This window comes from Euzebya sp., assembly GCF_964222135.1.
Classification (GTDB): domain Bacteria; phylum Actinomycetota; class Nitriliruptoria; order Euzebyales; family Euzebyaceae; genus Euzebya.
Genome location: NZ_CAXQBR010000068.1, coordinates 46275 through 72014, shown reverse-complemented (window position 1 = coordinate 72014; position 25740 = coordinate 46275). Strand labels below are relative to the sequence as shown.

The window sequence follows — 25740 nt, the reverse complement described above, 5'->3', positions numbered from 1 at the left end:
CCCGGCGGGGGGGGGTGGCCGGGCGGGGGAGGGTGCGGCCCCTGCCCCCGCCTCGCCGCTCCCGCGGACCACCCCGCCGGCTCCCGGCCCCGCGCCGCACCGGCCGGGGTTGGGTCCCGCGCCGGTGGGTGGGACCGGGTCGACGGTCGCGGTGGCGGCCCTCGCCGACGGGCTGCCGTCGTGGCGGGTGACGCGGTCCGGTGGCGAGCCGCGCGGGATCTTCTGCGGCATCGGCCACTGCCACGACTGCCTGGTCCTCGATCCCGACGGCAGGACCGCGCGGGCGTGCCTGCTCCCGACCGCCGCGGTGATCGGCGGCAGCGACCAAGCCCCCGGAGGGGTCTGTCAGGTTCGTCCCGCCGATCGAGAGGAAGGTGACAGCCTTCCATGTGCGGCTGGCGCCGCACCCTCCGGTTCGACGACCCGAATCGGCCCGCGCTCCTCGCTGGCGCTCGTCGGCCGGGACGATTCACGTGTCAGACCTGCGCCGGTGATCCCGGCATCCGCGGAGGTCTGTCAGGTTCGTTCCGCGGATCGAGAGGAAGGTGACAGCCTTCCATGTGCGGCTGGCGCCGCACACTCCGGTTCGACGACCCGAATCGGCCCACGCTCCTCGCTGACGCTCGTCGGTCGGGACGATTCACGTGTCAGACCCCGCGCGGCGGCCGGGCAGTCGGCGGCCCCCCACCCCCCGGCCGACGTGCTGGTCATCGGGGCCGGCCCCGGCGGGCTGACCGCCGCCGCCGACCTGGCCGACGGGGGCCTCGAGATCGTGCTGGTCGACCGGTACGCCCGGGCCGGCGGGCAGATCGGCCGGCAGCCGGCGGGCACGGCCGCGAGGACCGGGGGGCTGGCCGACGCGATCGGCCGGGCCGAGACCCACCCCCGCATCGCTGTCCAGCCCGCCACCGCGGTCGTCGCGCTCCGCCGGCTCGACCACCGCGCGGGGTTCGAGGCGCTGCTCGAGACCGCCGGCACCCTCCACCTCTGCCGCACCCGCGCTGTGGTGCTCGCCCCCGGGGCCCGCGAGGTGGTGATGCCCTTCCCGGGGTGGACGCTCCCCGGCGTGGTCACCGCCGGGGCGGTCCAGGCGCTGGTGAAGGCCGAGGGCCGCCTGCCGTGGACCCGGGTCGGGCTGGCCGGGTCCGGGCCGCTCCTCCTCGCCGTCGCGGCGGCCCTGCGCCAGGCCGGCCATCCGCCCGCGTTCACGCTCGAGGCCCGCGCCCTGCGCGACCTGGTGGGGACCGGCCTGCCCACCGCCCTCCGGCACCCGGCGAAGGGCCTGCAGTTCGCCGCCCTCGCCGGCCCGCACCCTCCCCGGTTCGGGTGGCGGGTCCTCGAGGCGGTGGGATCGGACCGGCTCCGGGCCGCCGTCATCGCCCCCGTCGACCCCGACGGCCGGGTCGGACGCCGCCGGACCGTGGGGCTGGACGCGCTCGGGATCAGCCACCGGCTCGTCCCCGACGTCGGCCTGGCCCTGCAGCTCGGCTGCGACACCCGGTCCTCGGCCGACCGCATCGCCACCGCCGTGGTGGTCGACGAGGTCCAGGCCACGTCCGTCCCCCTCGTCCACGCGGTCGGCGAGATCACGGGTGTCGGCGGCGACGAGAAGGCGCGGGCCGAGGGCCGCCTGGCCGCCGCCGCCCTGCTGACCCAGCTCGCCGGCCACCGCTCGCCCCCCGCGGCGCTGCGCCGGGCCGCCACCCGGTGGCGCCGGTTCGCCGACGACCTCGAGCGCCTCCACCCCGTCGACGACGACTGGGCGGCGACCACACCCGACGCGGTGCTCGCCTGCCGGTGCGAGGAGGTGCCCCTCGGGGAGGTGCGCCGCGCCATCGCCGACGGCGCGACGACAGCCCGCGCCGTCAAGGGGCTCACCCGCTGCGGCATGGGGCCCTGCCAGGGTGCGGTCTGCTCGCCGATCGTCCGGTCTGCGCTCGCCGCGGCCGGCCACGCCGACACCGGCGACCTCGAGTCCCGCCCGCTCGCGGCACCGGTCGCCGCCGACCAGCTCGCGCGACTGGCCTGACCCGCCCGACCGGACGACCGAAAGAGATCTCGGGTGATGTCGATCTCGGTGAGCCTGCTCCGTACAGGGGGTGAGCGCCGGCACCGGGCCGGCCCACCGAGCAGAGGAGAACCGCCATGCCGCAGTACCTGCTGAGCGTCCACCACGACGGCATCGAGGACCTGGACGTGCCCGCCGAACAGATGGAGGAGATGTTCGCTGCCGTCGGGAAGTTCAACGAAGAGATCACCGAGGAGGGCCACTGGGTCTTCGCCGGCGGCCTCCACCCGCCGACCACCGCCACCGTCGTGCGCAACGTGGACGGGGAGGTCCTCACCACCGACGGCCCCTACATCGAGACCAAGGAGTTCCTCGGCGGCTTCTGGGTGATCACCGCCGACGACCTCGACCAGGCCCTCGAGATCGCCGCGCGCGGGTCCGCCGCCTGCCAGGGCCCGGTGGAGGTCCGCCCCTTCCAGGACGAGTAGTGCCGGAAGCTCGTGACCGCGTCACACCCTGGGCCGTCACCGACGACCAGATCGCGGCGGTCTTCCGGGAGGCGTCAGGGCGGGCGACCGCCACCCTCATCCGCGTCTTCGGGGACATCGACCTCGCCGAGGAGGCGGTGCAGGACGCCTTCCGGACCGCCGTTGAGCGGTGGCGCCGCGACGGGCTGCCGCCCAGCCCCGCCGGGTGGATCGTCACGACCGCCCGGAACCGCGCCATCGACCGGGTCCGGGCGGACAGCGCCCGGACCCGGCGCCACGAGCAGGCCGCCGTGCTGGCCGACGACGAGGGACCGAGGGAGGTGGGACCGGTGACCGACGACCGGCTCAGGCTGATCTTCACCTGCTGCCACCCGGCCCTGTCCCCGCAGGCCCAGGTGGCCCTGACCCTCCGCCTGCTGGGAGGGCTGACGACCGAGGAGATCGCCGCTGCCTTCCTGGTCCCGGAGGCGACCATGGCCCAGCGCCTCGTCCGCGCGAAGAAGAAGATCGCGGCCGCGAGGATCCCCTACCAGATCCCTGGTGGCGCCGCTCTGCCCAACCGCCTGCGGTCCGTCCTGGCCGTGCTGTACCTCATCTTCACCGAGGGTCACACCACCGCGACCGGCACGTCGCTGGTCCGCGAGGACCTCGCCGGCGAGGCGATCCGACTCGCGCGGGTCCTCGTCGAGCTCATGCCCGACGAGCCCGAGGCGGTCGGGCTGCTCGCGCTGATGCTGCTCACCCACGCCCGGCGCGATGCCCGCACCGACACCGCGGGCGACGTCGTGCTGCTCGCCGACCAGGACCGCAGCCGGTGGGACGCGGCGATGATCGCCGAGGGCCAGGACCTCGTGCGGGCGTGCCTGCGCCGCGGCCGGCCCGGCCCCTACCAGCTGCAGGCCTGCATCGGCGCGGTCCACACCGACGCCTCCACCGCCGAGGAGACCGACTGGCGGCAGGTCCTGGCGCTCTACGACCAGCTGACCCTCCACCAGCCCACCCCCATCACCGCCCTGAACCGCGCGGTGGCGGTCGCGGAGGTCCACGGCCCGGCCGCGGCCCTCGCGATCCTCGACGACCTCGACCTGGACGGCTACGGCCCGTGGCACACCGCGCGCGGTGACGTCCTGGCGCGCCTCGGCCGCCGCGACGAGGCCGCGGCCGCGTTCGACCGGGCCGTCGAGACCACCCCCAACCCCTCCCTCCGGGCCCACCTCGAGCGTCGGCGGGCTGCGCTCGCGTGACGGTGCGCACACCACTGTGTCGGTACGCCCGCCATGAGGGCGGGCGTCCCGACACACTGACGTAGGCTCGCGCGGCGATGGACTCCCCGTACCCCGGCGTCGAGACCCACCCCGCCGAGGGCTGCACCTTCTGCGAGGTGATCGCGGGCGCCCAGGACCTGGTGTACGCCGACGAGCACGTCGCGGCGTTCCTCGACATCCGCCCCCTGTTCCCCGGCCACCTGCTCGTCTGCCCGGTCGACCACGTGGTGACCCTCGACCAGCTCGACGCCGCGCTGGTCGCACCGCTGTTCGGGCTCGTGCAGCGCGCCACCGCGGCCATGGCGACCGCGCTCGGCGCGGACGGCGCGTTCGTGGCGAACAACAACGTGATCAGCCAGAGCGTCCACCACCTCCACGTCCACGTGGTCCCGCGCCGCCGGAAGGACGGGCTGCGCGGCTTCTTCTGGCCGCGCACCGGTTACGACGACGCCGCGCACGAGGCCGACGTTGCGGCGCGGCTGCGGGAGGCCCTCGCCAGCTGAGCCCTCGCCAGCTGAGCTCTCGCCACCTGAGCTGGCAGTCGCGTGACATCCGTGCGACGCTTGTGACATAACGCCGTTAACCGAGGGAGGCGCGGCCGCGTGGAGACCATCGAGACCGACGTCGCGATCATCGGATCGGGCTTCGGGGGCAGCGTGTCCGCGCTGCGCCTGGCCGAGAAGGGCTACGACGTCACCGTCGTCGAGGAGGGGCGGCGCTGGACCGCCGAGACCCTGCCCGCCTCCAACCGGGACCTCCGGAAGTTCTTCTGGTTCCCGTCCCTCGGTCTGCGCGGGGCCCAGCGGATGACCCTCCTGAAGGACGTGTTCATCCTGTCCGGCGCCGCGGTCGGCGGCGGGTCGGTGATCTACGCCAACACCCTCTACGAGCCGCTCGAGGGGTACTGGCACGACCCCGCCTGGGCGGCCATCACCGACTGGCGCGACGAGCTCGCGCCGCACTACGACCAGGCCAAGCGGATGCTGGGGGTCACGACCGTCCCCTTCGACACCCCCGCGGACGAGCTGCTCCTCACCATCGGCCGGCGCATGGGCGTCGAGGACACGTTCCACAAGACCGACGTCGGCGTCTGGTTCGGCACCCCCGGCGAGACCGTCGGCGACCCCTACTTCGGCGGCCGCGGTCCCGACCGGACCGGCTGCATCCGCTGCGGCAACTGCATGGTCGGCTGTCGCCACGGCGCGAAGAACTCCCTCGACCAGAACTACCTGCACCTCGCCGAGCAGCTCGGCGCCCGCGTCGTCGCCGAGCGCCGCGTCGTCGACCTGCGCCGTGCCTCCGACGGGCGCTGGGCCCTGCTCAGCCAGCGGCCCGGCACCCCGGTGTGGCGACGCCCCGAGCGCACGGTGATCCGCGCCGACCACGTGATCTTCGCCGCCGGGTCGCTCGGCACCCAGAAGCTGCTGCACCGCTTCGCCGAGGACGGACCCCTCGACCGGATCTCACCGCGGCTCGGGAGCCTGACCCGCACGAACTCCGAGGCGATCGTCGGCGCATCCGCCGGCACCGACGGGGTCGACTACTCCCAGGGCATCGCGATCACCGGCTCCATCCACGTCGACGAGCACACCCACATCGAGAACGTCCGCTACGGCCGTGGCTCTGACGCCATGCGGGCCATCACCGCGCCGATGGTCGACGGCGGCGGCGCGATCCCGCGGCCCCTCCGCTTCCTCCTCCAGCTGCTGACCCACCCCCTCGAGTTCCTCCGCAACCTCACCCAGACGCGCTGGTCCGAGCGGACCGTCCCGCTCCTGGTCATGCAGTCCCTCGACAACTCCCTCCAGACCCTCCGGCGGCGCACCCCGTTCGGCTCGTTCCTGACCACCCGGCAGGCGCACGGCACGCCGAACCCCACCTGGATCCCGGCCGCGCACACCGCCGCCCGCTTCGGGGCCGAGGCCATGGGCGGCATCCCGGTCGGCTCGATCTTCGAGGCCACCCTCAACGTGCCGACCACGGCGCACATCATCGGCGGCGCCCCCATCGGGGAGACCGCCGCCGACGGCGTCATCGACCCGTACCACCGCCTGCACGGCCACGACGGCCTCCACGTCGTCGACGGCTCGGCGATCACCGCCAACCTCGGCGTCAACCCGTCCCTCTCCATCACCGCGATGGCCGAGCGGGCGATGTCGCTGTGGCCCAACGCCGGCGAGCCCGACCCGCGGCCGCCCCTCGGGGCCCCGTACCGCCGCGTCGCCCCGGTCGCGCCGCGCACCCCGGCGGTCCCCGCCGACGCCCCGGCCGCCCTGCGCCAGCCCGCGTCCGCCTGATGCGGTGTGCCCGCCCAGGTGGGCGGGTACCACGCCTGCCGTGAGCACGACCCGCACCCGCCGACGTGACCGCCAGGCCGTGCGGCTGGCCATCGCGTTCGTCGGGCTGGCCCTCGTCTGGGGCATCGCGTTCAACGCGAGCGGCCTGCCGTTCTTCGCCCTCACCACCGCCGGCGGCGCGCTGACCGGGCTGGTCGGCTTCTGGGTCCGCCGCGCCCCGGACGAGGACGAGCCCGGCTTCGCGATCACCCCCGCCACCGCCGCCTTGGCGGTCGCCGCCGCGCTGGTCCACTTCGCGGTCGGCCACGCGGCCTTCGCGGTCGCGGCGGAGGTGGTGCCCGCCCTGGCCACCACCGCGCTCGAGGTCTACGAGGCCTCCGGGTCCATCCCGGTGTGGGGCCAGGTGGTCCTCGGTGCGATCTTCACCGGCGGGATGGAGGAGGTGTTCTGGCGGGGGGCGTTCACGCCGATGGTCGCCGACCGGGTGCGCGATCGGCTGCCACGGGATCTCGGGCGCTGGCAGGAGGGCGCGGTCCTGGTCGTCGTCTCGACGATCGGCTACACGCTGTTCCACGTGGCGACCCTCAAGCTCGCGCTCGTGGCCGCCGCGGCCCTCGGCGGGCTGGTGTGGGGGACGTTGCTGCTGGTCACGCGCTCGGTCGGGCCGGTGATCATCGCCCACGTGATCTGGACGGGCCTCATGGTGCTGTTCCCGCCGTCGCTCCCCTGACCGCCGGGCAGGTGTCGCCAGCACCCTGCGGGGAAGGGACTCCGAGACCGACCCGATGCGAGGAGATGATCACCGATGGCACGTGACGACGAGAACGTGGTCGAGGACGCCAAGGGCAAGCTCAAGGAAGCTGCCGGCGCCCTGACCGGCAACGACGACATGCGCGACGAGGGCATGGCCCAGCAGAAGAAGGTCGACGCCGACGAGAAGGCCCAGGAGAAGGAGGCCGAGGCCGCACAGGCCCGTGCCGAGGCCGCGGCGCACGAGGCGGAGCAGAAGAAGAAGTAGCGGGAGCCACCCGCACGACGGACGCCCGGTGATCTCCCCCGTGGATCACCGGGCGTCCGGTCGGGCGCGGCAGCTCTCGCGGTCTGTGCCTAGCGCCTCCCGAACAGGCCGCCGATGATCCCGCCGATCACGTCGTCGACGCCGTCGTCGCCCCCGCCGGGCCCCCCGTCCAGCGCGTCACCGACCAGGCCGACGGCCCCGTCGAGGGGTGGGGGCAGCAGCGCGGTGGACAGCTCGATCTGCACGCCGCCCGCCAGGCTCACGTCGAGGGTCACCCCGGCAGCGGCCAGCGCGTCGATCGTGGCGGTGTCCACCACCTGGCTGAGGGTCGGGAGCCCCGCCGGCGGCTCGTCCTGGCCGTCGAAGTAGACGCCGTCGCCGCCGTCCCAGTCGTCCCAGTGGTCCGCGCAGTGCGCGTCGCGGGCCTGGGCCGCTGCATCCGGGATCGCCGTCGCCTGGCGGATCAGCGCGCCCAGCTGGGCCGAGCCGACCTCGATGGCCTGCGCGACCAGGTCAGCCACCGGTTCGGGGGTGTAGGTCATCAGCCACGCGTTGGTCCACGCCTGCTCGCGCCAGGTCTGGATCAGCTGCGCCGACGCGAAGCCCATCAGCACGTCGTCGTGGGGCGTCGAGTCGATCGTCGGGTCGAAGCGGGCGGCGATCTCGGGGATCATGTCGTCGCCGACGGTGTTCAGGAACGCGTTGACCTGCTCGTGGTCGGGCTTGCGGGAGTCCCCGTCGGCGTCGGTCAGGCCGATGTCGTCGAGCACGAACGGCAGGTCGCGGTTGATGTGGGCGTTCATGCCCATCAAGAAGTTGCCGAGGGCGGACAGCTCCCGACCGTCGGCGGCGCCGAACGCCTGGCGCCACGCCGGCGGGACCGCCGAGGCGTCCCCCTGCTCCCACGCCCGCAGCGGCCCCATGTAGTACTCCGCGAAGACCGCGTCGTAGTGGTGCATCCACGCCACGTCGTCGTAGAAGCCGGGGATCTGCGAGGACTCGTAGTACGCCTCGGTGGTCCGCATGTAGCCGAGCTGGAAGACCGCGTTGTGGTCGCAGGTCGACGCCAGCCGGTGGAGGTCGCGCGCCATGGTCCGCAGGACCGACTCGACGCAGGCCGGGTCGCCGCTCGTGCAGATGTTGCTCGACGAGAGGTCCAGGCCGGGCGTGAACCCGGGCAGGACCTGCCCCCAGTTCACCAGGGGAGGGGTCGACGCCTGCGACGGGGCGGCCAGGCCGAGGACGAGCAGCACGGCGAGCACCGCCGACGCCCTCCTGGCCCTGCCCATCCGCCTGCTCCTCCGCACCGTTGCGACTACCCACCGCAATGTCGTACGCCGATCACCTGAGGGGAATGGCCAACCCGGGGGGTTCGAGGCGATCCGAAGGGACTAGTCCACCCAGATGCGGTAGGGCTGGCCGTCGCGGCTGACCCCCTCGGCACACGGCTCCAGGGCGACCTGCAGGTCGTCCCCCAGGTCGCCGAAGGACGGCGGCCAGCCGTGCCCGACCTGCAGCACCCCGGGCAGCGACCCCTCCGCCAGGCGGTCGCGGACCCGGTCGTGCTCGGCGGTGAAGCCGTACCAGAACACCGTCCACGGGGTGGGGTTCTCCGCCTCCAGCGCGTCGTAGAGGGGGAGCGGTCCCGGCACGATCCACACGACGCGGTCCCCGCCGGTGCAGCGGTCGAGGTCGGGGGCGATGTCCGCTGCCACGCCCTCGACGACGGCCAGGGCGTCCCCCGCCCGCAGCGAGGCGGCGATCCCCCCGGCGGTGGAGGCGAGCAGCACGGCGACCACGACCGCCCCGGCCCCCAGCGACACCGCCCCGGCGTCGGCCCGCCAGCGCGGCGTCACCACCGCCAGTCCCGCAAGCAGCACGGTCGGCAGCGCGAGCGCGAGCAGGCTCTCGACGGACACGGCGGCGACGACCGCCGCGGCGACCACGACGGCACCCACGACCGCCGCGACGACCCGCCGGCCGTCCCAGCGCCCGCGCGGCCACCGCAGGTGCCCGACCCCGCGGGGGTCGGTGACCAGGTCGTTGACGACGAGGACCACGAGCAGGCCGAGCAGGGTGGTGGCCGCGTCGACGTGGGCGGGGTCCGGTCGGCGGATCGCGATGAGCGCCTGGGCGAGGTGCAGGCAGGCGACCAGCCGGGCAGGTGCCGTCAGCCGGCGCCACACGGCCGGCACGAACGCGACGAGCAGGCTGGCGACGAACAGCTTCGGGCGGAGGGACGGGGCGCTCAGCAGCGGGTAGCCGTAGGTGAACCCCTCGGCGGTCTCCGCGGCGTTGCTGAACAGCTGGCGCAGGACCTCCCCGGGCGGCTGGCCCAGCAGCCGGTACACGGCCAGCTCCGCCACCAGGGCCAGCGCGATGCCGGCCGGCACCGCCGCAGCCCGCAGCACCCTCGCGCGCAGCTCGCCAGCCGCCGCCGACCACGGGTCCCGGCCGATCAGGTCGAACAGGACCACACCGGCACCCAGCAGGACGGCCAGCTCGACCTGGCTGAGGAACGTCAGGCCGGCCAGGGCCGCGCGCACCGCGACCGCGCGGGTCGTCGAGGCGCCCCTGCCGGTGGGCGCCAGGACGAAGACCCACACCACCGGGATCGTGTACTTGGAGTGGATGACGTGGCTGAGCGCCAGCCAGGACCCGGCCCCGATCAGGATCCACTCGGCCCGGAACCGCAGCCGCCACAGCACCCCGACCGCCGTCACGGCCGCCAGCGCAGGTCCGAACACCCGTCCCCACAGGTACAGCCACGTCGACGGGTCCCCGCCGGCGACGCGGTGGAGGGCCGCGTTGAAGTACCAGGACGCGACGTTCCAGGTGTGCTCGAAGTCGATCAGGGGGATCGCCCCGCGGGCCGTCTCGGCCCCGAGGTGCCACTGGATGCCGAGGTCGGCGTCCAGCGCGCCCGGTGCCAGGCCGGCGGCGGGTGCGAGGTGGACCAGCGCCACGGAGACCACCGCGCCGAGCGCCGCCCAGCCCTGCCGGGCCGTCGGCGGGGGCCGGTCCGCCAGCGACGTCGGGCCCAGCTCGTCGAGGGTGGTCATCGGCGCTGCACAGGATAGGGGTGCGCCGCCGACGGGCTGGCACCCTTGCGCGAGTGCCCGACCCCGCCACCACCCCGCCGCAGCCGCCGGAGGACGTCCCCCGCGTCCCGCGGTGGCGCCGTGCCCTGCGCGGCGTGTACGTCGCCGGCGTGCTGGTGGCCTTCGGCGTCGCCGTCGTGGCGCGACGCGAGGAGCTGGCGGCCGAGCTGCAGTCCGTCGCCGTCTGGCCGCTGGTCCTGTCGTCCGTCGCCGGGCTCGCCGGCGTGGGTGTCAGCGCCCTCGTGTGGCGGCGCATGCTGACGGGGCTCGGCTCGGTCCTGCCGCTCCGACCCGCGATGCGGGTCTTCTTCGTGGCCCAGCTCGGCAAGTACCTCCCCGGCAGCGTCTGGCCGGTGCTGGCGCAGGCCGAGCTCGGCCGCGACCACGGCGTCCCCCGCCGCAGCGCGGTCGCGGGCCAGACGCTGTTCATGTGGATCCACCTGGTGACCGGCGCGATCCTCGGCGTCCCGGCCGTGGCGGCGATCGGGCGGGGGCCCGCGTGGACCGCCCTGGCCCCCCTCGTGCGGGTGCCCCTGCTGTTCCCCGGCCCGCTCAGCGCGGTGATGGACGGGCTGCTGCGCCGGCTCGGCCGCGAGCCGCTGCCGGCGCGCCCACGCGGCCGGGACATGGCCGTCGCCTGCGCGTGGGCCGCGGTGATGTGGGTCTGCTACGGCCTCCACGTCCACCTCGCCGTGGTCGCCCTCGCCACCCCGGACGGCGTGCTCGGACCGGTCGCGGTCGCCGTCGGCGTGTTCGCCGCCGCGTGGTCCGCCGGCTTCCTGTTCCTGATCGCGCCCGCGGGGGCCGGTGCGCGCGAGGTCGTGCTCGTCGCGGGCCTGTCGCTCGTGGTGACGTCGGAGGTCGCGTTCACCGTGACGCTGCTGTCCCGGCTCGTCCTCACACTCGCGGACGGGCTCTGGGGCGGGTTCGGGTTCGTGGCCGGGGTCGGTCGACGCGGGGCGACGCCGGACCCGACCCGCTGATCAGGCGTCGACGCGGGCGCGGACCATCGTCCACGGCACCGGGAGCTTCACGTCGGCCACGGCCGCCTGCACCGACACGAACCGGAGGAACCCGGGGGTGCCCCAGTGGTTGAAGTGGCCGGGTGTGTTGCCGAGGTCGCGGACGTGGCGGCCGGTCATGAAGTTGCCCATGCGGAACATCGGCTCGCGGGGGACGCTCAGGACCAGGTGGCGTGAGGACACGCGGGCCATCTCGGCCAGGCCCGACCACGGGTGGGTGAGGTGCTCGCACACCTCGACGGCCACGACCAGGTCGAAGGTGTCGTCGGCGAACGGCAGCCGGTGGGCGTCGCCGTGCGCGAAGCCGACCCCGCTGCGGCCCTGCCAGTCCGCGCGCAGGCCGGCGTCGGGCAGGTCGAGGGCGAGGACGTCGGCATCGGCGAAGCGGTCGCGCAGCCGTTCGGCGATCTCCCCGTCGCCGCAGCCGACCTCGAGCACCCGCGTCACGGGGCCCTCGGCGGCGACCGCGTCGAGCATCCCGTCGAGCGCCGCCAGGAACCGCCGGGTCAGGAACCGGATCAGGACGTTGCCGCCCTCGTACTTGTCGTAGTGGTTCCCGATCACGATGTCGGGGGTCTCGGGGGCGTGCGTGCCGGGGGCTGGTGCCGCGGCGGGCTCGGTCGTGGTGCTCACGGGCGACAGCGTACGAGCTGCCCGGGCTACAGCGACCCGGCCAGCAGGGCGAGCGCCGCGAGCACGCTGCCGACGACGACGAGCAGCACGACGACGGCGAACCACAACGCCCCCCGGGCACCCTCCTGGGGGCCGGCCGACGCCGCGTGCGGCGCCTGGTGGGCGGCGTAGAAGTCCGGCGGGGGGGAGTGCAGCGGCTGGCCGCCCGCACCCGATGGCCCACCTGGGAGGAGGGGGTGGAGGGGGACGTCCGGCGCGGTGCCCGCCACCTCGTCGAGGGGCGTGACCGGGGCGGCCGGCGGGCCCGGGGGGAACGCCGGCAGACCAGCCGCGGGCGGCGGGCCCGGCACATCCGGCGGTGCCGAGCGCAGCTGCTCGGCGGTCCACTCGGCCGTGGCCCCCGTCTCCGGGTCATGTGGGGCGTCGCCCATGGCATGGACTCTAGCCCGGGCGGGTATCGCCATGCCCGGCGGTGCCGCACGCCGGATCAGCACGCCCGGCACCGCCCGGCGTAGGATCCCGGCGCAGTCCCCGGCGGCCCCCCGGCCACGGCGACGTCGGAGGAGCCCCGACCCTGGACATCGACTACCGCCTGCTGAGCATCCCGGTCATCTCCGGGGTCATCGGCTATGTCACCAACTACGTCGGCATCAAGCTCCTCTTCTACCCCGTCAGCTTCGTCGGCGTCCGCCTGCCCGGTCTCGCCGCGGTCGGCCGCCTCCTCCCCCGCAAGCTCCAGTCCGTCCCCGGCGTGCTCGACGGCAAGCTCGGCTGGCAGGGCGTCATCCCCTCGCGCGCCGCGAAGATGGGGTCGATCGCCGTCGACAAGGGCGTCTCGAAGCTGGGCAGCCCGTCGGAGTTCTACGAGAAGCTCGATCCCGAGCGCATCGCCCAGCACATCCTCGACACCTCCCGCGGCGACGTCCGCCAGCTCGTCGAGCGGAACCTCGAGCGGGAGTACCCGCGGCTGTGGCGCGAGACCCCCACCCCCGTGCGCGAGGTCGTCCACGAGCGGGTGCAGGCCCAGCTGCCCGACGTGGTGCGGACCGTCACCGACGAGATCGGGGCCAACATCGACCAGCTCCTCGACATCAAGCTGATGGTCATCCGCCACATCGAGGCGCGGCCGGAGCTCGCGAACTCGATCTTCCTCGAGGTCGGGAAGAAGGAGCTCGACTTCGTCGTCAACGCCGGCCTGTACTACGGCGTGCTGCTCGGCCTCCCTTCGATCGGGCTGTTCCTCGCCGTCGACCAGTGGTGGACCCTCCCCCTCGCCGGGGTCCTGATCGGCTACGCGACCAACGCCATCGCGATCAAGCAGATCTTCATCCCGATCACCCCGAGGAAGATCGGTCCCGTCACCCTCCACGGGCTGTTCATGCGCCGCCAACCCGAGGTCGCCCGCCAGTACGCCCGCCTGATCGCCACCGACATCGTCACCCTCGAGAACATCGGCCGGGAGTTCATGACGGGCCGCCGGGCCGACCGCACCCGCAAGATGATCTCGACCGCGCTGAAGCCGGCGATCGACCGGGCCATCGGGCCCCTCCGCGGTGCGGTCCGCCTGACGAAGGGCCGCGACTCCTACGAGGCGGTCCGCGAGCGCGTCGCCCAGGAGGCGTTCGGCTACACCGTCGTCCCGCTGCAGGACCCCGCGTTCAACGCCCGGCAGGCCGAGGCGCTCGAGGAGCTCCTCACCGTCCGGATGGAGCAGCTCGCCCCCGACGACTTCGCCGAGCTGCTGCGGTCGGCGGTGAAGGAGGACGAGTGGATGCTGCTGTTCATCGGGGCCGTCCTCGGCTTCACCGCCGGGCTGCTCCAGAGCCTCCTGACCGTGATCTAGAGCCACCATGCACGATGAGCCCCGCCCCGCCCCCGACGCCGTGATCGACCTGCCGGCCCGCACCCCGCGGACCGACCCGCCGCCTGAGCGCCCGACGCTCCTCAGCGCCGGCGTCGGGCTCGCCCGCCTGACGGCGGGTGCGAGCATCAGGTTGGGGCGCTGGGGCGTGACGGCGGGGGTCCGCATCGGCAGCCGGGTCGTGAAGGCCGCCATGGACGGGGAGACCGCGACGCACCTGATCGACGACGCCGCCGAGGCGCTGCGCGACCAGGCCAGGGACCTCCTCGGCATCGTCGACGAGGCCGGGAAGGTCGTCGGCTTCCAGATGCCGGAGGTCAACCCGGACGGCCGACCGGAGCTGGACGAGGAGGCCGCATCGACGGTCTCGGCCCGCGCGCTGCGGGAGAAGGGCGCCGCCCTGCTCGAGGCCTCCGCCGACGTCGAGTACGACGAGCCGTTCCACCCGGCCTATGCCCGCATCCTCGACGAGCTCGCGCCGGACGAGGCCCGCATCCTCCGGCTGCTGGCGACCGAGGGGTCCCAGCCGGCCGTCGACGTCCGCACCGCATCGCCGTTCCCCGGCTCCTCCCAGCTGGTCGCGCCCGGCCTCAACATGATCGGGGCGGAGGCGGGCCTGCACTTCGTGGACCGGGTGCCCGCCTACCTGAACAACCTCGAGCGGCTCGGCCTGGTGTGGTTCAGCCGCGAGGAGCTGCGCGACCCGTCGGTCTACCAGGTCCTCGAGGCCCAGCCCGAGGTGGTCGAGGCGATGGGGCGGGGCCGCACCAAGACGATCCGGCGGTCGATCCAGATCACCCCGTTCGGACAGGGCTTCGCCCAGGCCTGCCTGCCCTTCGGCGCCGTCCCCCCGGCGTGAGGGAGCGGGCCGTCGACCGGGGTGCGGCGGTCCGCCTCAGCCCGACGAGGTGTGGCGGTGGGTGCGGACGATCAGGTCCGCCAGCAACCCGAGGCTGAACAGGATCAGCCCGGTGATGATCAGCAGGATCGTGTTGATGCTGAGCCGGAACGGGTCGCCGTCGGTGATCGCGCCGACCGCCACGTCGTAGACGAACTTCACCGTCCCGAGGCCGAGGAGGGTGAAGGCGAGCGGCGCGAAGACCCGCAGCGGCTCGAAGAACGTGACCATCCGCACGACCTGCAGCATGTACCGGTAGGCGTCGCGGATCGGGTGGAAGTGCGACTTGCCGGCCCGCTTCGCGTAGTCGATCGGGACGTACTCGACGGCCAGCCCGTTGGAGAGGAACGCGAGCGTTATCGTCGTGACGCAGCTGAACCCGGTCGGCAGCAGCCCGAGGTAGGGCAGCGCGTCCGCCCGCCGGAAGGCGCGCAGGCCGGAGTTGAGGTCGGGGATCTCCGTCGACGTCAGGTACTCGGCCAGCTTGCGGATCGTCCACTTCGCGGGGACGCGCAGCAGCTTGTGGGTCCCCTCCTCGCTGGTCCGGGCACCGACGACCTGCTGGCAGCGGCCCGTCTGCAGGATGTCGATCAGCTCGGGGATGCGCTCGTTCGGGTACGTCATGTCCGCGTCGGTCCACACGACGTAGCGGCCGTACGCCTCCTGGCTGCCGATGCGCCGTGCGGTGCCCGACCCCCGGTTCACCGCGAACCGCATCAGGCGCACGAACGGCAACCCGTCGACGACGTCGCCGGTCCCGTCGGTCGACCCGTCGTCGATCACCAGGATCTCGAAGGAGTACGGGCTCTCCTTGAGAGCCTTCGTGATGCGCTCGACCTCCGCCCCGATGTGGCCCACCTCGTTGAGGGCGGGCAGCACGACGGTCACGTCCAGGTCGGCGCGCGCAGGAGGGGTTGCACCAGACACAGTGCGCCTCATCCTACGTCGCTCGTAGCAGCCGGGAGTGGTCGGACGGCCGGTGCGGCTCGCCCCTACCCCTCCGCGGCGCGGCGCCGCTCCAACCCGTCGAGCAGCAGGTCGAGCCCGAACTCGAACTCGAACTGGTCGTCGCACCAGCCGAGCTGGCCCTCGTCGCCGTGGGCGATCTCACCCATCATCTCGACGAGGTGGGGCAACCGGCCCGCCATCTCCTCGAGCATCGCGGCGGCCTCCTCGTCGCCGACCTCGGGGTCGTCGGGCTCGAACAGCTCGTGGGTGAACCCGAGCGCGCGGCTGCCCAGGGCGTGCATCGCGTGGTGCGCGAGGTCGTAGGACATCCCGCCCGCCCGCATGATCCCGAGCAGCTGGTCGTACCAGGTGACGACGCCTACGGACAGGCTCGTCCGCGTCTCGATGACCGCGGGCGCCCAGGGGTGGCGGAGCAGCACGGTCCGGGCGGCGAGGATCCGCGCCCGCAGCGCCCCCCGCCAGTCCTCCGCCGGGTCGGGGGCCTCCACCTCGGAGGCCACGTCGAGGATCTCGGCGGCCACCACCTCGACCACGCCGTCGAGGACCGCCTCCTTGCCCGCGACGTGGTGGTACAGCGACATCGCCTCGGCACCGAGCTCCTGGCCGAGCCGGCGCATCGTCAACGCGCCGAGCCCCTCGGCGTCGGCCAGCGCCACCGCCGTGCGCAGCACCCGATCGCGGCTGAGCGGGGCGCGGGGGCGCTCGGGCTCGGCGTCGGCGTCGGTTCGCGGGACCACGGGCCCCCACGATAGGCCCCGGTCCCCCCACCGCCCCAGCGGGTTCGGCGGGGCCGGACGAGGGGCTGACTGCACGTCGTCGGGTGCGACGCGGGGGCTGACCGCACGTCGTCGGGCACTGTCCCGGACGACGTGCAGTCGGGGGACGTGCAGCACGGGAGGACGTGCGGCTGGGCGCGGGGGACGCCGGACAGCGTGCAGCCGACGTCGGGCGGGCGGTGCCGGGAGCCGCCCCGACGGCCGCGCTCGAGCGCCTACCATCCGCCCCCATGGCCGAGACCTCCCACCCCGCCGCCGGTCCGCTGCACCCCGCCACCACGGCGGTCGCGGCCGGACGTCCGCCGGCCGAACCCGGGCAACCGCTGAACCAGCCGCCGCTCTTCGCCTCGGTCCTGCGGGCACCCGCCGACGGCGAGTACGCCCGCTACGGCGGTGCCAGCACCGCCGCCGTCGAGCAGGCCATCGGCGCCCTCGAGCGGGGCACCGCGGTCGTGTTCTCCTCTGGCATGGCCGCGGTGTCCGCCGTCGTGGCCACGGCGGTGCGGGGCCGTCCCGGGCTGGTCCAGCCCCTCGACGGCTACCACGGCTCGCGGGCGCTGTTCGACTCCACCACGGGCCTGTTCACCGAGTCGGTCGACGTCGCCGACGTCCAGGCCACCATCGACGCGCTGCCGGCCCACGGCGTCCTGTGGCTCGAGAGCCCGACCAACCCGCTGATCACCGTCGCCGACATCGAGGCGCTGTCCGACGCCGCCACCGCGAAGGGCGCGATCGCGATCGTCGACTCCACCGCCGCGACCCCGATCGCCCAGCGCCCCCTCGACCTCGGCGCCCACGTCGTCGTCCACTCGGTGACGAAGTACCTGTCCGGCCACTCCGACCTGCTGATGGGCGCCGTCGTCACCCGCGACGAGTCCCTCGCCCGGGCGCTGGTGGACCACCGCAGCCTCCACGGCGCGATCCCCGGTCCGATGGACTGCTTCCTCGCCCTCCGCGGCATCCGCACCCTCGACGTGCGGATGCGCCGGGCGATGGCCTCGGCCCAGGTGCTGGCCGAGCGCCTCGCCGCCCACCCCGCCGTCGAGCGCGTCCACTACCCGGGTCTGCCCACCGACCCCGGCCACGCGGTCGCCAGCCGGCAGATGGACGGGTTCGGGGCGCTGCTGTCCTTCGTCCTCGCCGACGCCGCCACGGCCGACGCGGTCTGCGCCGGGGTGGAGCTCGTCGTCCACGCCACCAGCCTCGGCGGGGTGGAGACGTCGATGGAGCGCCGCGGCCGCCAGGCGGGCGAGGAGCGGACCCCGCCGGGCCTGATCCGCATGTCGGTCGGCATCGAGCACGTCGAGGACCTGTGGACCGACCTCGCGCGGGCGATCGACGCGGCGAGCGCCGGCGCGGGTGGCGGGGGCACGGCCCGATGACCGCCGACGAGCTCGCCGCCCTGGTCGTCCAGGCGTTCACCGGCGACCCCGACGACCTTGTCGACGACGCGTTCGCCGACGACGCGGTCCTGGTCGAGCCGGGGGAGCCGGCGGTGGAGGGACCGGAGGCGATCCGCGCCTGGTTCAGCGCCTACGGCGGTCGCCGCGAGGTCGCCCGCGTCGACGACGTGCTCCTCGCCGCCGACCGGGGCGCGCTGTCCTACGCGGTGTGGTTCCGGGCCGACGCGCACGCCTACGGCCAGCACGGCCGGGTCCTGCTGACCCTCGACGGCCCCCACGAGGCCGGCGGGCGGATCACCCGGTGGGACGGGGTGTGGACGGAGGTCCCGAGCGACCTGACGCCGTGGGGCGGCGATTGACGCCGATCAGCCCAGCCGATCGTGCAGGTCCTTCTTCATGACCTTGCCGGTGGGGTTGCGGGGCAGCTCGTCCAGCACGACGACGTCGCGGGGGACGCTGAACTTCGCGAGCTCCTCCTTGACGAACGCCTTGATGGTGTCCTCGTCGGGCGCCTGATCGGGGTCGCGGGGGACGATGAACGCCGCCAGCCGCTGTCCGAAGTCGTCGTCGTCCACGCCGATCACCGCGACCTCCACGATGTCGTCGCGGCTGGCGAGGAGGTCCTCGACCTCCTTCGGGTACACGTTCTCGCCACCCGACACGATCATGTCGTCGTCGCGGCCGGCGACGAACAGCAGGCCGTCCTCGTCGAGGTGTCCGACGTCGCCGGTGGCCATCATCCCGTCGAGCACGTCGTTCGACGCCGCGTCGCCCGTGTACCCCTCGAACTGCAGGTCGTTCCCGACGAAGATCCGCCCGACCTCACCCGGCCCGAGGACCTGGTCGTCGTCGCCGACGATCGCGAGGCGCGTGCCCTTCGGCGCGCGGCCGGCCGTGCCGGGGTGGTCGGCCAGCTCATCGGGTGTGGCGATCGTCGCCCAGGACACCTCCGTCGACCCGTAGAGGTTGTAGAGCGTCGGGCCGTAGGCGTCGATCCACCGCGTCGCGAGCGGACCGGGCAGCGCCGACCCGCTGGCCGCGACGACGCGGAGCGCGGACAGGTCGACGGGGGGCCGCTCGTCGTCCTCGAGCTCGAGGATCCGCTGCAGCATCACCGGCACGACCGCCATCGCCGTGCAGCGGTGCACCGACAGGGTCCTGAGCGCCTCGGCCGGGTCGAAGTGGCGCCGCAGCACGATCGTCGCCCGGAGCATGGCGGCGATCTGCAGGTTCGCAAAACCCCAGGTGTGGAACAGCGGCGGGGCGATGTGGGTCGCCTCCTCGGCCCGGAACGGGATCCTCGACAGGATCGACGCCGCGGCGTCCGGACCGGCTGACGAGGGGCGCTTCGCCCCCTTGGGCGCGCCGGTCGTGCCGGAGGTCATGACCACGGTGCGCCCGTGCTCCGTCGGCGCGGCCGTCCGCCGGTCGGCGACGCCGATGAGGTCCGCGAGGCCGCACTCGACCGCGTCGGCGACCTCGGGCGTCGGGCGGTCGGCGCAGACCCGCGGGATGGTCGAGGGGGCCTTCGAGACCAGCTCCAGCAGCTCCGCGTCGGCGATCAGGAGCTGGAGCTCCTGCTCGGTGGCGACCGTCGCCGCCTGCGACGCGCTCATGCCGGTGTTGAGCAGGACCGCGTGGGCACCCAGCCGGTTGCACGCGAGCACCGCCTCGACGAACCCGATGTGGTTGCGGGCCAGCACGCCGACCGACGCGCCCGCGTCGATGCCGAAGGTGTCGGCGAGCCCGCCGGCCAGCGCGGCCACCCGCCGGCGCAGCTGGCGGTAGGTGACCGCGCGGTCGTCGTCCACCACGGCCGTCCGGTGCGGCGTGACCGCCGCGGCCATCTCGAACAGCCCGCCGAGCGTCGTGCCGTAGCGGGCCATCGGCACCAGCTCGGCGATGCCGCGGTGCACCTGCGGGAAGGGGACCACCCCCGCCCGCAGGATCGTCGCGGCGATGTGGCCGTAGCGGCCCGCCTCGGTCGCGGCGGTGGATGCAGCCCGGATCAGCGGGCCGCTCTGGTGACTGCGCGGCTCGTGCATCCCCGGAGTGATAGCACACGTCGTCGGTCGGGGTGTCACCCTTGGGGGTGATGCGCGCCCCCGCCCTGCTCACGTCCCTCTGCCTCCTCGTCGTCGCCTGCGCCCCCGCGGGGGACCAGGCCGTGGAGGTCACCGCCGACCCCTCCACCGCGGTCGCCGCCTCCGCGGCCGGGGTGCCCGCCGGTGACGTCCTGCAGGCCGTCGAGGTCGACCGCCGTCCGCACGACCCGGAGGCGTTCACCCAGGGCCTCGAGTTCCACGAGGGCCGGTTGTTCGAGAGCCGGGGGCTGTACGAGCAGTCGGCCATGACCGAGATCGACCCCGCCACCGGCGAGGTCCTGGCCCGCACCGACCTCGACGACGCGTTCTTCGGCGAGGGCGCGACGGTCGTCGGCGACCGGATCATCCAGCTCACCTGGCGCGAGGGAACCGCCTTCACCTACGACGTCGACACCCTCGAGCCGACCGGTGAGCTCGCCTACGAGGGGGAGGGGTGGGGGATCTGCGACCTCCCCGATCGCCTCGTGATGTCCGACGGGACCGACACCCTGGACCTCCGCGACCCGGACACCTTCGAGGTGGTCGACTCCGTCGTCGTGGACCTGGCCGGCCAGCCCAACGACGACCTGAACGAGCTCGAGTGCGTCGACGGGCTGGTGTGGGCCAACCTCTGGAACACGAACACCATCCTCGTGATCGACCCCGACACCGGCGACGTGGTCAGCGAGGTCGACGTCTCCGCGCTGGCCGACGACGCCGGCCGCTTCGTCGAGGAGCCGCGGCAGGGGGCGGTGCTGAACGGGATCGCCCACGACCCCGAGACCGGCACCTGGTTGCTGACCGGCAAGGAGTGGCCGGTCATGGTCGAGGTGACCTTCACCTGCGTCGAGGGGTGCGAGGGCCCGACCGTCACCCCCACCCACTACGTGCGGCCCCGGGGGCCGGCCGTCAGCTCGCGGTCGTGACCGCGGGGGCGGGGGCGATGGCCCAGCCGACGCCGCTGGCCGGCGGCAGGGCCTCCAGCGCGACCGGTCGGCCGAACGCGTAGCCCTGCCCGAAGTCCGAGCCGATCGCCGCCAGGGCAGCCAGCTGGTCGGCGTGCTCGATCCCCTCGGCGACCACCTCCATGCCGAGGGCGTGGGCCATGCCGATGACGGCGCGGACGATCGCCGCGTCGCTCGAGTGCTCGCTCAGCCCGGCGACGAACTCGCGGTCGACCTTCACGATGTCGAAGGCGTAGCGCTTCAACGTCACCAGGGCCGAGTAGCCGGTGCCGAAGTCGTCCATCGCCAGGCGCACGCCCAGTGCGGTCACCCGGTCGATGTTCGTCCCGACGACCGCGTCGTCGCCGACGACGACGGTCTCGGTGATCTCGAGGGTCAGGCGGCGCGGGTCGAGCCCCGTCTGGGCGAGCACGCGCTCGACCGTCGGGGCGAAGGAGGACCGCTGCAGCTGGACGCCGGAGACGTTCACGCTGACGGTCGTGTCCCCGTGCGGGTCCCAGCGCACCAGGTCCGCGCAGGCCGTCTCGAGCACGACCGTGCCGAGCGGGACGATCAGGCCGGTGACCTCGGCGAGCGGGATGAACTCGGCCGGCGACACCATGCCGCGCTCCGGGTGCTCCCACCGGACGAGGGCCTCGAGCCCGCGGACGGCGCGGCTCTCGATCGACACGATCGGCTGGTAGTGGACGCGGAGCTGCCCCACCTCGATGGCGACCTGCAGCTCGTCGTGCAGGCCGGCGCGGTGGTCGGTCAGGTGCCGGGTGTGATCGAAGACCTCGATGCGGTCGCGGCCCTGGTCCTTCGCGGCGTACATCGCCAGGTCGGCGTGGCGGAGGAGCTCCTCGACCGGCTGGTCCGGGTGGTGCAGCGCCACGCCGATCGACGCGGTGACCGCGACGGTGGCACCGTCGATCTGGAACGGGTCGTCCAGGGCGGAGGCGATGCGGCCTGCGACGACGAGGACCTCCTCGGTCGTGCCCGCGTCGGTGCAGAGGACGACGAACTCGTCGCCGCCGAGCCTGGCGACGACGTCCTGGTGGCGGACGACCTCCCGCAGCCGGCGGCCGACGTCGCGGAGCAGCTGGTCGCCGACGCTGTGGCCGAGCCGGTCGTTGACGTGCTTGAAGTCGTCGACGTCGACGAACATGACCGCGAGGTTGCGGTCGGCGTCCGGCCCGGTCGCCAGGTCGGCGAGGAGCTGGTCCAGCTTCGCGCGGTTCGGCAGGCCGGTGAGCGCGTCGTGGTGGGCCTGCCAGGCGAGGTCGTGCTCGGCCTTCCGGTGCGCGGTCACGTCGCGGGCGTTGACGACGATGCCGCCGACGTCGGGGTTGGCGGTCAGGTCGACCAGCGACAGCTCGATCCAGCGCGGGTCGTCGGTGCCGCAGCGGACCATCAGCCGTTCGGAGGCGTCCCCGCGGCCGGCCGCGGCGAGCGCGACCTCCAGCCGGGCGGCGTCCCCCTCCCGGACCACGTCGACCAGGGCCCCGCCGGGGCGTGTCCCCATGATCCGGGCCATGGCGGGGCTCTGCCAGCGGACATCGCCCGCCGGGCAGACGATCGCGACGCCGTCGAAGGCGTTCGCGACCAGCGACTCGAACCGCGCCCGCTGGCTCGCGTTCTCCCGCGCGGTCGCCACCAGGTCGTCGCTCAGCTCCTCCACCCGGTGCTGCTCGCGCTCGGCGGCGGACCAGAACACGATCTGGGTGATCGTGGCGGCCAGCACCGCGCCCCCGTGGATGCCCGCCCAGAGCCACGGCCGGTTGATCGCCGCGGGGTGGTTGAACATCGACGCCGGCGCGATCATCGTGCCGATCCCGTGGCTCGCGACGGTGAACCCGAGCGCCCAGACGAACGGCAGCCAGCGCTGGTAGAGCGCGATCAGTCCGACGACGACGAAGTAGTGGAAGTGCGCTTCGATCTGGCCGCCGCTGAGGTGGACCAGGACCGTCGAGCACCACGCCAGCCCGCCGGTGACCCACAGGGCGCGCCACCGCTGGGTGCGCGACAGGCGCTCGGCGAGGACCGTCGCGAGGATCGGCGAGACCTCGAGCAGGACGTGGGACGGGTCGTAGCCGCGGACCATGCCGAACACCGCGAGCGCCGGGAGGTGGCCGGCCAGGACCACCCGGAGCAGCCCGTGGCGAGCGCTGAACGCGGCATCGGGAAGTCCCACGCCCTGGGGTATGAGCGTGGAGATGCCGTCCCGGAGGTGACGCCGACCGGGCACGAGGGGTGCCGCCATGGAGAGGAGATCGGCAGCGCCCCTGATGTCTTTAGACCAGTTCCCAGGTGCTATGTCGGTCTAGGCGATGTCCAGTGGTGTCCTCTCACGCGATCGTCACCTCGTCGCACAGGTACACGTCCTGGATGGCGTGGAGCAGGTCCGCACCCTCGGCCATCGGGCGCTGGAACGCCTTCCGGCCGCTGATCAGGCCCATGCCGCCGGCGCGCTTGTTGACCACCGCGGTGCGGACCGCCTCCGCCTTGTCGCTCGCGCCGCTCGACGCCCCGCCGGAGTTGATGAGCCCCATCCGGCCGGCGTAGCAGTTGAGGACCTGGTAGCGGCACAGGTCGATGGGGTGGTCGCTCGCGAGGTCGGTGTAGATCGTCTCGTCGAGCTTCCCGTAGCTCGAGTCGCCGCTGTTCAGCGCGCGGTAGCCCCCGTTGGTCTCGGGCAGCTTCTGCTTGATGATGTCCGCCTCGATCGTGACGCCGAGGTGGTTGGCCTGGGCGGTGAGGTCCGCGGCGGTGTGGTAGTCGGTCCCGTCGACCTTGAACGCCGAGTTCCGCAGGTAGCACCACAGCACGGTGAACATCCCCAGGCGGTGGGCCTCGGCGAAGTCGTGGGCCACCTCGATCAGCTGGCGGTTCGACTCCTCGGAGCCGAAGTAGATCGTCGCGCCGACGCCGGCGGCCCCCATGTCGTAGGCCTGCTGCACCGTGCCGAAGCTGATCTGGTCGTAGCTGTTGGGGTGGGTCAGCAGCTCGTTGTGGTTGAGCTTGACGATGAACGGGATCTTGTGCGCCCACCGCCGGCTGGTCGCGCCGAGCACCCCGAAGGTCGAGGCGACGGCGTTGCACCCGCCCTCGACGGCGAGCCGGATGATGTTCTCCGGGTCGAAGTACGCGGGGTTGGGGGCGAAGCTCGCCCCGGCGGAGTGCTCGATGCCCTGGTCGACGGGCAGGATCGACACGTAGCCGGACCCGGCGAGCCGGCCGTGCTGGATCAGCCGCTCGAGGTTGCCGAGCACCCGGTTGCCGCGGTCGGTGTCGGCGTACACGCGGTCGACGACGTCCCCGCCGGGCAACGTCAGCATCCCGGTGTCCACGACGGCCTTGTGCTCGAGCAGGTCGTCGGCCTCGTCTCCCAGCAGGTCGGTGATCGTGTCGATGGTGCTCACGTCTGCGTCGCCTCCGGCGGTGGGGGTGTCGGTGCTGCGGTGATCTGGTTCTACCCGGCTCACGTCGGTTCCTGCACACCGGGGTGGGGCCGTTAGCATCTGCGCGTCCCCACGTGACCCTCGAGCACGTGACCCTCGAGCGACTGGACGAGCCGTGGCAGTCATCAAGACCATCGACCTGGTCGGCGTGTCGACCGACTCCTGGCAGGACGCCGCGGTCAAGGCGCTCGAGGAAGCCGCGAAGACCCTCCGCGGCATCCAGGGCTTCGACGTCCTCGAGACCTCTGCCGTGGTCGACGGGACCGAGATCACCGAGTTCCACTCCCACGTCCGCATCCGCTTCCGGATCGAGCGCTCGTGACCGAGGACGTCCGGCTGCCGACCGCCGCAGACGTCCGCGAGGCCGCCGACCGCATCGCCGGTCACGCCGTCCGGACTCCGCTGCTTTCGTCGCCGCGGCTGGACGCCCGCCTCGGCGGTCGGCTGCTGATCAAGGCCGAGTCGCTGCAGCGCGTCGGCGCGTTCAAGTTCCGCGGCGCGGTCAACCGGATCAGCCGCCTGACCGAGGAGGAGCGCGCCCGCGGCGTGCTCGCGTTCTCCTCCGGCAACCACGCCCAGGCGGTGGCCCACGCGGCGGCGCTGTTCGGGGTCAGCGCCGTCATCGTGATGCCGGAGGACGCGCCGGCGGTCAAGCTGCGCAACACCCGAGAGTACGGCGCCGAGGTCGTCACCTACGACCGCTACACCGAGGACCGCGAGGGCGTCGGCATGGCCGTCGCCGCCGAGCGCGGGATGGTGGTCGTCCCGCCCTTCGACGACCCCCACGTGATCGCGGGGCAGGGCACCCTGGGCCTCGAGGTCGTCCAGCAGGCGCGGGAGCGGGGCGCGACGCTCGATGCCTTCGTCGTGCCGACATCGGGCGGCGGGCTGACGGCCGGGTGCGCGCTGGCGCTCGAGGCGGAGTCCCCCGCCACCGAGCTGTGGGGCACCGAGCCGGTGGACTTCGACGACACCCGACGCTCCCTCGAGGCCGGCGAGCGCGTCCGCAACGACCCCGCGGCCCGGTCCATCTGCGACGCGGTGCAGACCGAGACGCCGGGGCGGCTGACGTTCGGGATCAACCAGCGCCTGCTGACGGGGATCGTCACCGTGACCGACGACGAGGCGCTCGAGGCGATGGCCGTCGCGATGACCGAGCTGAAGGTCGTCGTCGAGCCGGGCGGCGCGATCGCCCTGGCCGCCGCGCTGACCGGCCGGGTCGAGGTGGAGGGGCGGACCGTCGCCGTCGTGTGCTCCGGCGGGAACGCCGACCCCGGCGTGCTGGTCCGGGCGCTCGAGCGGCTCTGAGGGTCCGCAGTCGGGTCTCAGCGCGGCGGTGCCCGCGGGGCCCGTGGGTCGCTGGCGGTCGGCCGGCAACGGCGCGGATGCCCGTGAGTCGCCCGTGGGGCGATGGCGGGGATGTCGGGGTGGTCGTGGTGTCCGTGAGTCGCCCGTGGGGCGATGGCGGGGATGTCGGGGTGGTCGAGGTGCCCGCGAGTCGCCCGTGGGGCG

The 25740-nt window shown here is 73.8% G+C and carries 24 protein-coding genes and 1 pseudogene; 15 read left to right on the top strand and 10 right to left on the bottom strand.

The features are described 5' to 3' along the window. A pseudogene (locus ACEQ2X_RS15420) lies at window positions 1-231 on the bottom strand (hypothetical protein); the annotation flags it as partial. On the opposite strand from ACEQ2X_RS15420, the gene ACEQ2X_RS15415 reads away from it, so the two are divergent. The 7 genes from ACEQ2X_RS15415 to ACEQ2X_RS15385 all read left to right on the top strand — a co-directional run bounded on the left by ACEQ2X_RS15415 (window position 125) and on the right by ACEQ2X_RS15385 (window position 7076). Continuing rightward, window positions 125-2029 (top strand): FAD-dependent oxidoreductase, encoded by a 1905-nt coding sequence (locus ACEQ2X_RS15415; RefSeq protein WP_370326719.1) that lies wholly within the window; start codon window positions 125-127, stop codon window positions 2027-2029. The pseudogene ACEQ2X_RS15420 and the gene ACEQ2X_RS15415 overlap by 107 nt on opposite strands. 116 nt (window positions 2030-2145) lie before the next feature. Beyond that, window positions 2146-2496 carry a YciI family protein gene (locus ACEQ2X_RS15410; RefSeq protein WP_370326714.1) on the top strand — a complete coding sequence of 117 codons (351 nt, stop codon included), beginning with the start codon at window positions 2146-2148 and terminating at the stop codon, window positions 2494-2496. Further along, on the top strand, window positions 2496-3740 hold the full coding sequence (locus tag ACEQ2X_RS15405) for an RNA polymerase sigma factor (RefSeq protein ID WP_370326713.1): 1245 nt from the start codon (window positions 2496-2498) through the stop codon (window positions 3738-3740). The genes ACEQ2X_RS15410 and ACEQ2X_RS15405 overlap by 1 nt, the downstream gene beginning before the upstream one ends. A 77-nt stretch (window positions 3741-3817) precedes the next feature. After that, the gene (locus ACEQ2X_RS15400) at window positions 3818-4264 is read left to right on the top strand and encodes an HIT family protein (RefSeq protein WP_370326712.1); all 447 of its coding nucleotides are present in this window, start codon (window positions 3818-3820) and stop codon (window positions 4262-4264) included. A gap of 108 nt (window positions 4265-4372) precedes the next feature. Further along, window positions 4373-6058: a GMC oxidoreductase gene (locus tag ACEQ2X_RS15395; protein ID WP_370326718.1), complete on the top strand. Its 1686-nt coding sequence runs from the start codon at window positions 4373-4375 to the stop codon at window positions 6056-6058. 40 nt (window positions 6059-6098) lie between these two features. Next, complete coding sequence (locus ACEQ2X_RS15390) at window positions 6099-6788, top strand: type II CAAX prenyl endopeptidase Rce1 family protein (protein WP_370326711.1); 690 nt, start codon at window positions 6099-6101, stop codon at window positions 6786-6788. Between the two features lie 75 nt (window positions 6789-6863). Further along, complete coding sequence (locus tag ACEQ2X_RS15385) at window positions 6864-7076, top strand: CsbD family protein (protein ID WP_370326710.1); 213 nt, start codon at window positions 6864-6866, stop codon at window positions 7074-7076. An 89-nt stretch (window positions 7077-7165) separates the two neighbouring features. On the opposite strand, the gene ACEQ2X_RS15380 is transcribed toward ACEQ2X_RS15385, so the two are convergent. Together ACEQ2X_RS15380 and ACEQ2X_RS15375 are read right to left on the bottom strand one after the other, a co-directional pair. Further along, window positions 7166-8365, bottom strand: coding sequence for a DUF5995 family protein (locus tag ACEQ2X_RS15380; RefSeq protein ID WP_370326709.1), 1200 nt, complete (start codon window positions 8363-8365; stop codon window positions 7166-7168). A gap of 102 nt (window positions 8366-8467) precedes the next feature. Continuing rightward, complete coding sequence (locus tag ACEQ2X_RS15375; RefSeq protein ID WP_370326708.1) at window positions 8468-10138, bottom strand: hypothetical protein; 1671 nt, start codon at window positions 10136-10138, stop codon at window positions 8468-8470. A gap of 53 nt (window positions 10139-10191) precedes the next feature. Between ACEQ2X_RS15375 and ACEQ2X_RS15370 the strand changes: the two genes are divergently transcribed. Next, window positions 10192-11160: a lysylphosphatidylglycerol synthase domain-containing protein gene (locus ACEQ2X_RS15370; RefSeq protein WP_370326707.1), complete on the top strand. Its 969-nt coding sequence runs from the start codon at window positions 10192-10194 to the stop codon at window positions 11158-11160. On the opposite strand, the gene ACEQ2X_RS15365 is transcribed toward ACEQ2X_RS15370, so the two are convergent. Continuing rightward, window positions 11161-11832 (bottom strand): class I SAM-dependent methyltransferase, encoded by a 672-nt coding sequence (locus tag ACEQ2X_RS15365; protein WP_370326706.1) that lies wholly within the window; start codon window positions 11830-11832, stop codon window positions 11161-11163. 26 nt (window positions 11833-11858) lie between these two features. After that, window positions 11859-12263: a hypothetical protein gene (locus tag ACEQ2X_RS15360; protein ID WP_370326705.1), complete on the bottom strand. Its 405-nt coding sequence runs from the start codon at window positions 12261-12263 to the stop codon at window positions 11859-11861. Window positions 12264-12304: 41 nt separating this feature from the next. Between ACEQ2X_RS15360 and ACEQ2X_RS15355 the strand changes: the two genes are divergently transcribed. Continuing rightward, a complete protein-coding gene (locus tag ACEQ2X_RS15355; RefSeq protein WP_370326704.1) occupies window positions 12305-13675 on the top strand; it encodes a DUF445 domain-containing protein in 1371 nt (456 codons plus the stop codon). A gap of 7 nt (window positions 13676-13682) precedes the next feature. After that, window positions 13683-14552, top strand: a complete 870-nt coding sequence (locus ACEQ2X_RS15350) for a DUF4393 domain-containing protein (protein ID WP_370326703.1) — start codon at window positions 13683-13685, stop codon at window positions 14550-14552. Window positions 14553-14588: 36 nt separating this feature from the next. Here ACEQ2X_RS15350 and ACEQ2X_RS15345 read toward each other — a convergent pair whose 3' ends face one another. Both ACEQ2X_RS15345 and ACEQ2X_RS15340 read right to left on the bottom strand, forming a co-directional pair. Then, on the bottom strand, window positions 14589-15530 hold the full coding sequence (locus tag ACEQ2X_RS15345) for a glycosyltransferase family 2 protein (protein WP_370326702.1): 942 nt from the start codon (window positions 15528-15530) through the stop codon (window positions 14589-14591). A gap of 53 nt (window positions 15531-15583) precedes the next feature. Further along, window positions 15584-16297 (bottom strand): TetR/AcrR family transcriptional regulator C-terminal domain-containing protein, encoded by a 714-nt coding sequence (locus ACEQ2X_RS15340; protein WP_370326701.1) that lies wholly within the window; start codon window positions 16295-16297, stop codon window positions 15584-15586. A gap of 269 nt (window positions 16298-16566) precedes the next feature. On the opposite strand from ACEQ2X_RS15340, the gene ACEQ2X_RS15335 reads away from it, so the two are divergent. Then, window positions 16567-17718, top strand: a complete 1152-nt coding sequence (locus ACEQ2X_RS15335) for a PLP-dependent aspartate aminotransferase family protein (RefSeq protein WP_370326700.1) — start codon at window positions 16567-16569, stop codon at window positions 17716-17718. After that, window positions 17715-18098 carry a nuclear transport factor 2 family protein gene (locus ACEQ2X_RS15330; RefSeq protein ID WP_370326699.1) on the top strand — a complete coding sequence of 128 codons (384 nt, stop codon included), beginning with the start codon at window positions 17715-17717 and terminating at the stop codon, window positions 18096-18098. The genes ACEQ2X_RS15335 and ACEQ2X_RS15330 overlap by 4 nt, the downstream gene beginning before the upstream one ends. A gap of 6 nt (window positions 18099-18104) precedes the next feature. Here ACEQ2X_RS15330 and ACEQ2X_RS15325 read toward each other — a convergent pair whose 3' ends face one another. Next, window positions 18105-19784: an AMP-binding protein gene (locus ACEQ2X_RS15325; protein ID WP_370326698.1), complete on the bottom strand. Its 1680-nt coding sequence runs from the start codon at window positions 19782-19784 to the stop codon at window positions 18105-18107. A gap of 50 nt (window positions 19785-19834) precedes the next feature. Between ACEQ2X_RS15325 and ACEQ2X_RS15320 the strand changes: the two genes are divergently transcribed. After that, window positions 19835-20749, top strand: a complete 915-nt coding sequence (locus ACEQ2X_RS15320; protein ID WP_370326697.1) for a glutaminyl-peptide cyclotransferase — start codon at window positions 19835-19837, stop codon at window positions 20747-20749. Here ACEQ2X_RS15320 and ACEQ2X_RS15315 read toward each other — a convergent pair. After that, a complete protein-coding gene (locus ACEQ2X_RS15315; protein ID WP_370326696.1) occupies window positions 20733-22961 on the bottom strand; it encodes a putative bifunctional diguanylate cyclase/phosphodiesterase in 2229 nt (742 codons plus the stop codon). The two genes, ACEQ2X_RS15320 and ACEQ2X_RS15315, sit on opposite strands and share 17 nt — an antisense overlap. 154 nt (window positions 22962-23115) lie before the next feature. After that, window positions 23116-24189 carry a class I fructose-bisphosphate aldolase gene (locus ACEQ2X_RS15310; RefSeq protein ID WP_370326695.1) on the bottom strand — a complete coding sequence of 358 codons (1074 nt, stop codon included), beginning with the start codon at window positions 24187-24189 and terminating at the stop codon, window positions 23116-23118. 154 nt (window positions 24190-24343) lie between these two features. Here ACEQ2X_RS15310 and ACEQ2X_RS15305 point away from each other — a divergent pair, with 154 nt between their 5' ends. Together ACEQ2X_RS15305 and ACEQ2X_RS15300 are read left to right on the top strand one after the other, a co-directional pair. Further along, entirely contained in the window at window positions 24344-24550 is a 207-nt protein-coding gene (locus tag ACEQ2X_RS15305) for a dodecin family protein (protein ID WP_370326694.1), read from the top strand. Then, window positions 24547-25536 carry a threonine/serine dehydratase gene (locus tag ACEQ2X_RS15300; RefSeq protein ID WP_370326693.1) on the top strand — a complete coding sequence of 330 codons (990 nt, stop codon included), beginning with the start codon at window positions 24547-24549 and terminating at the stop codon, window positions 25534-25536. Before ACEQ2X_RS15305 ends, ACEQ2X_RS15300 begins: the two co-directional genes overlap by 4 nt. The last annotated feature ends 204 nt before the right edge of the window (window positions 25537-25740 follow it).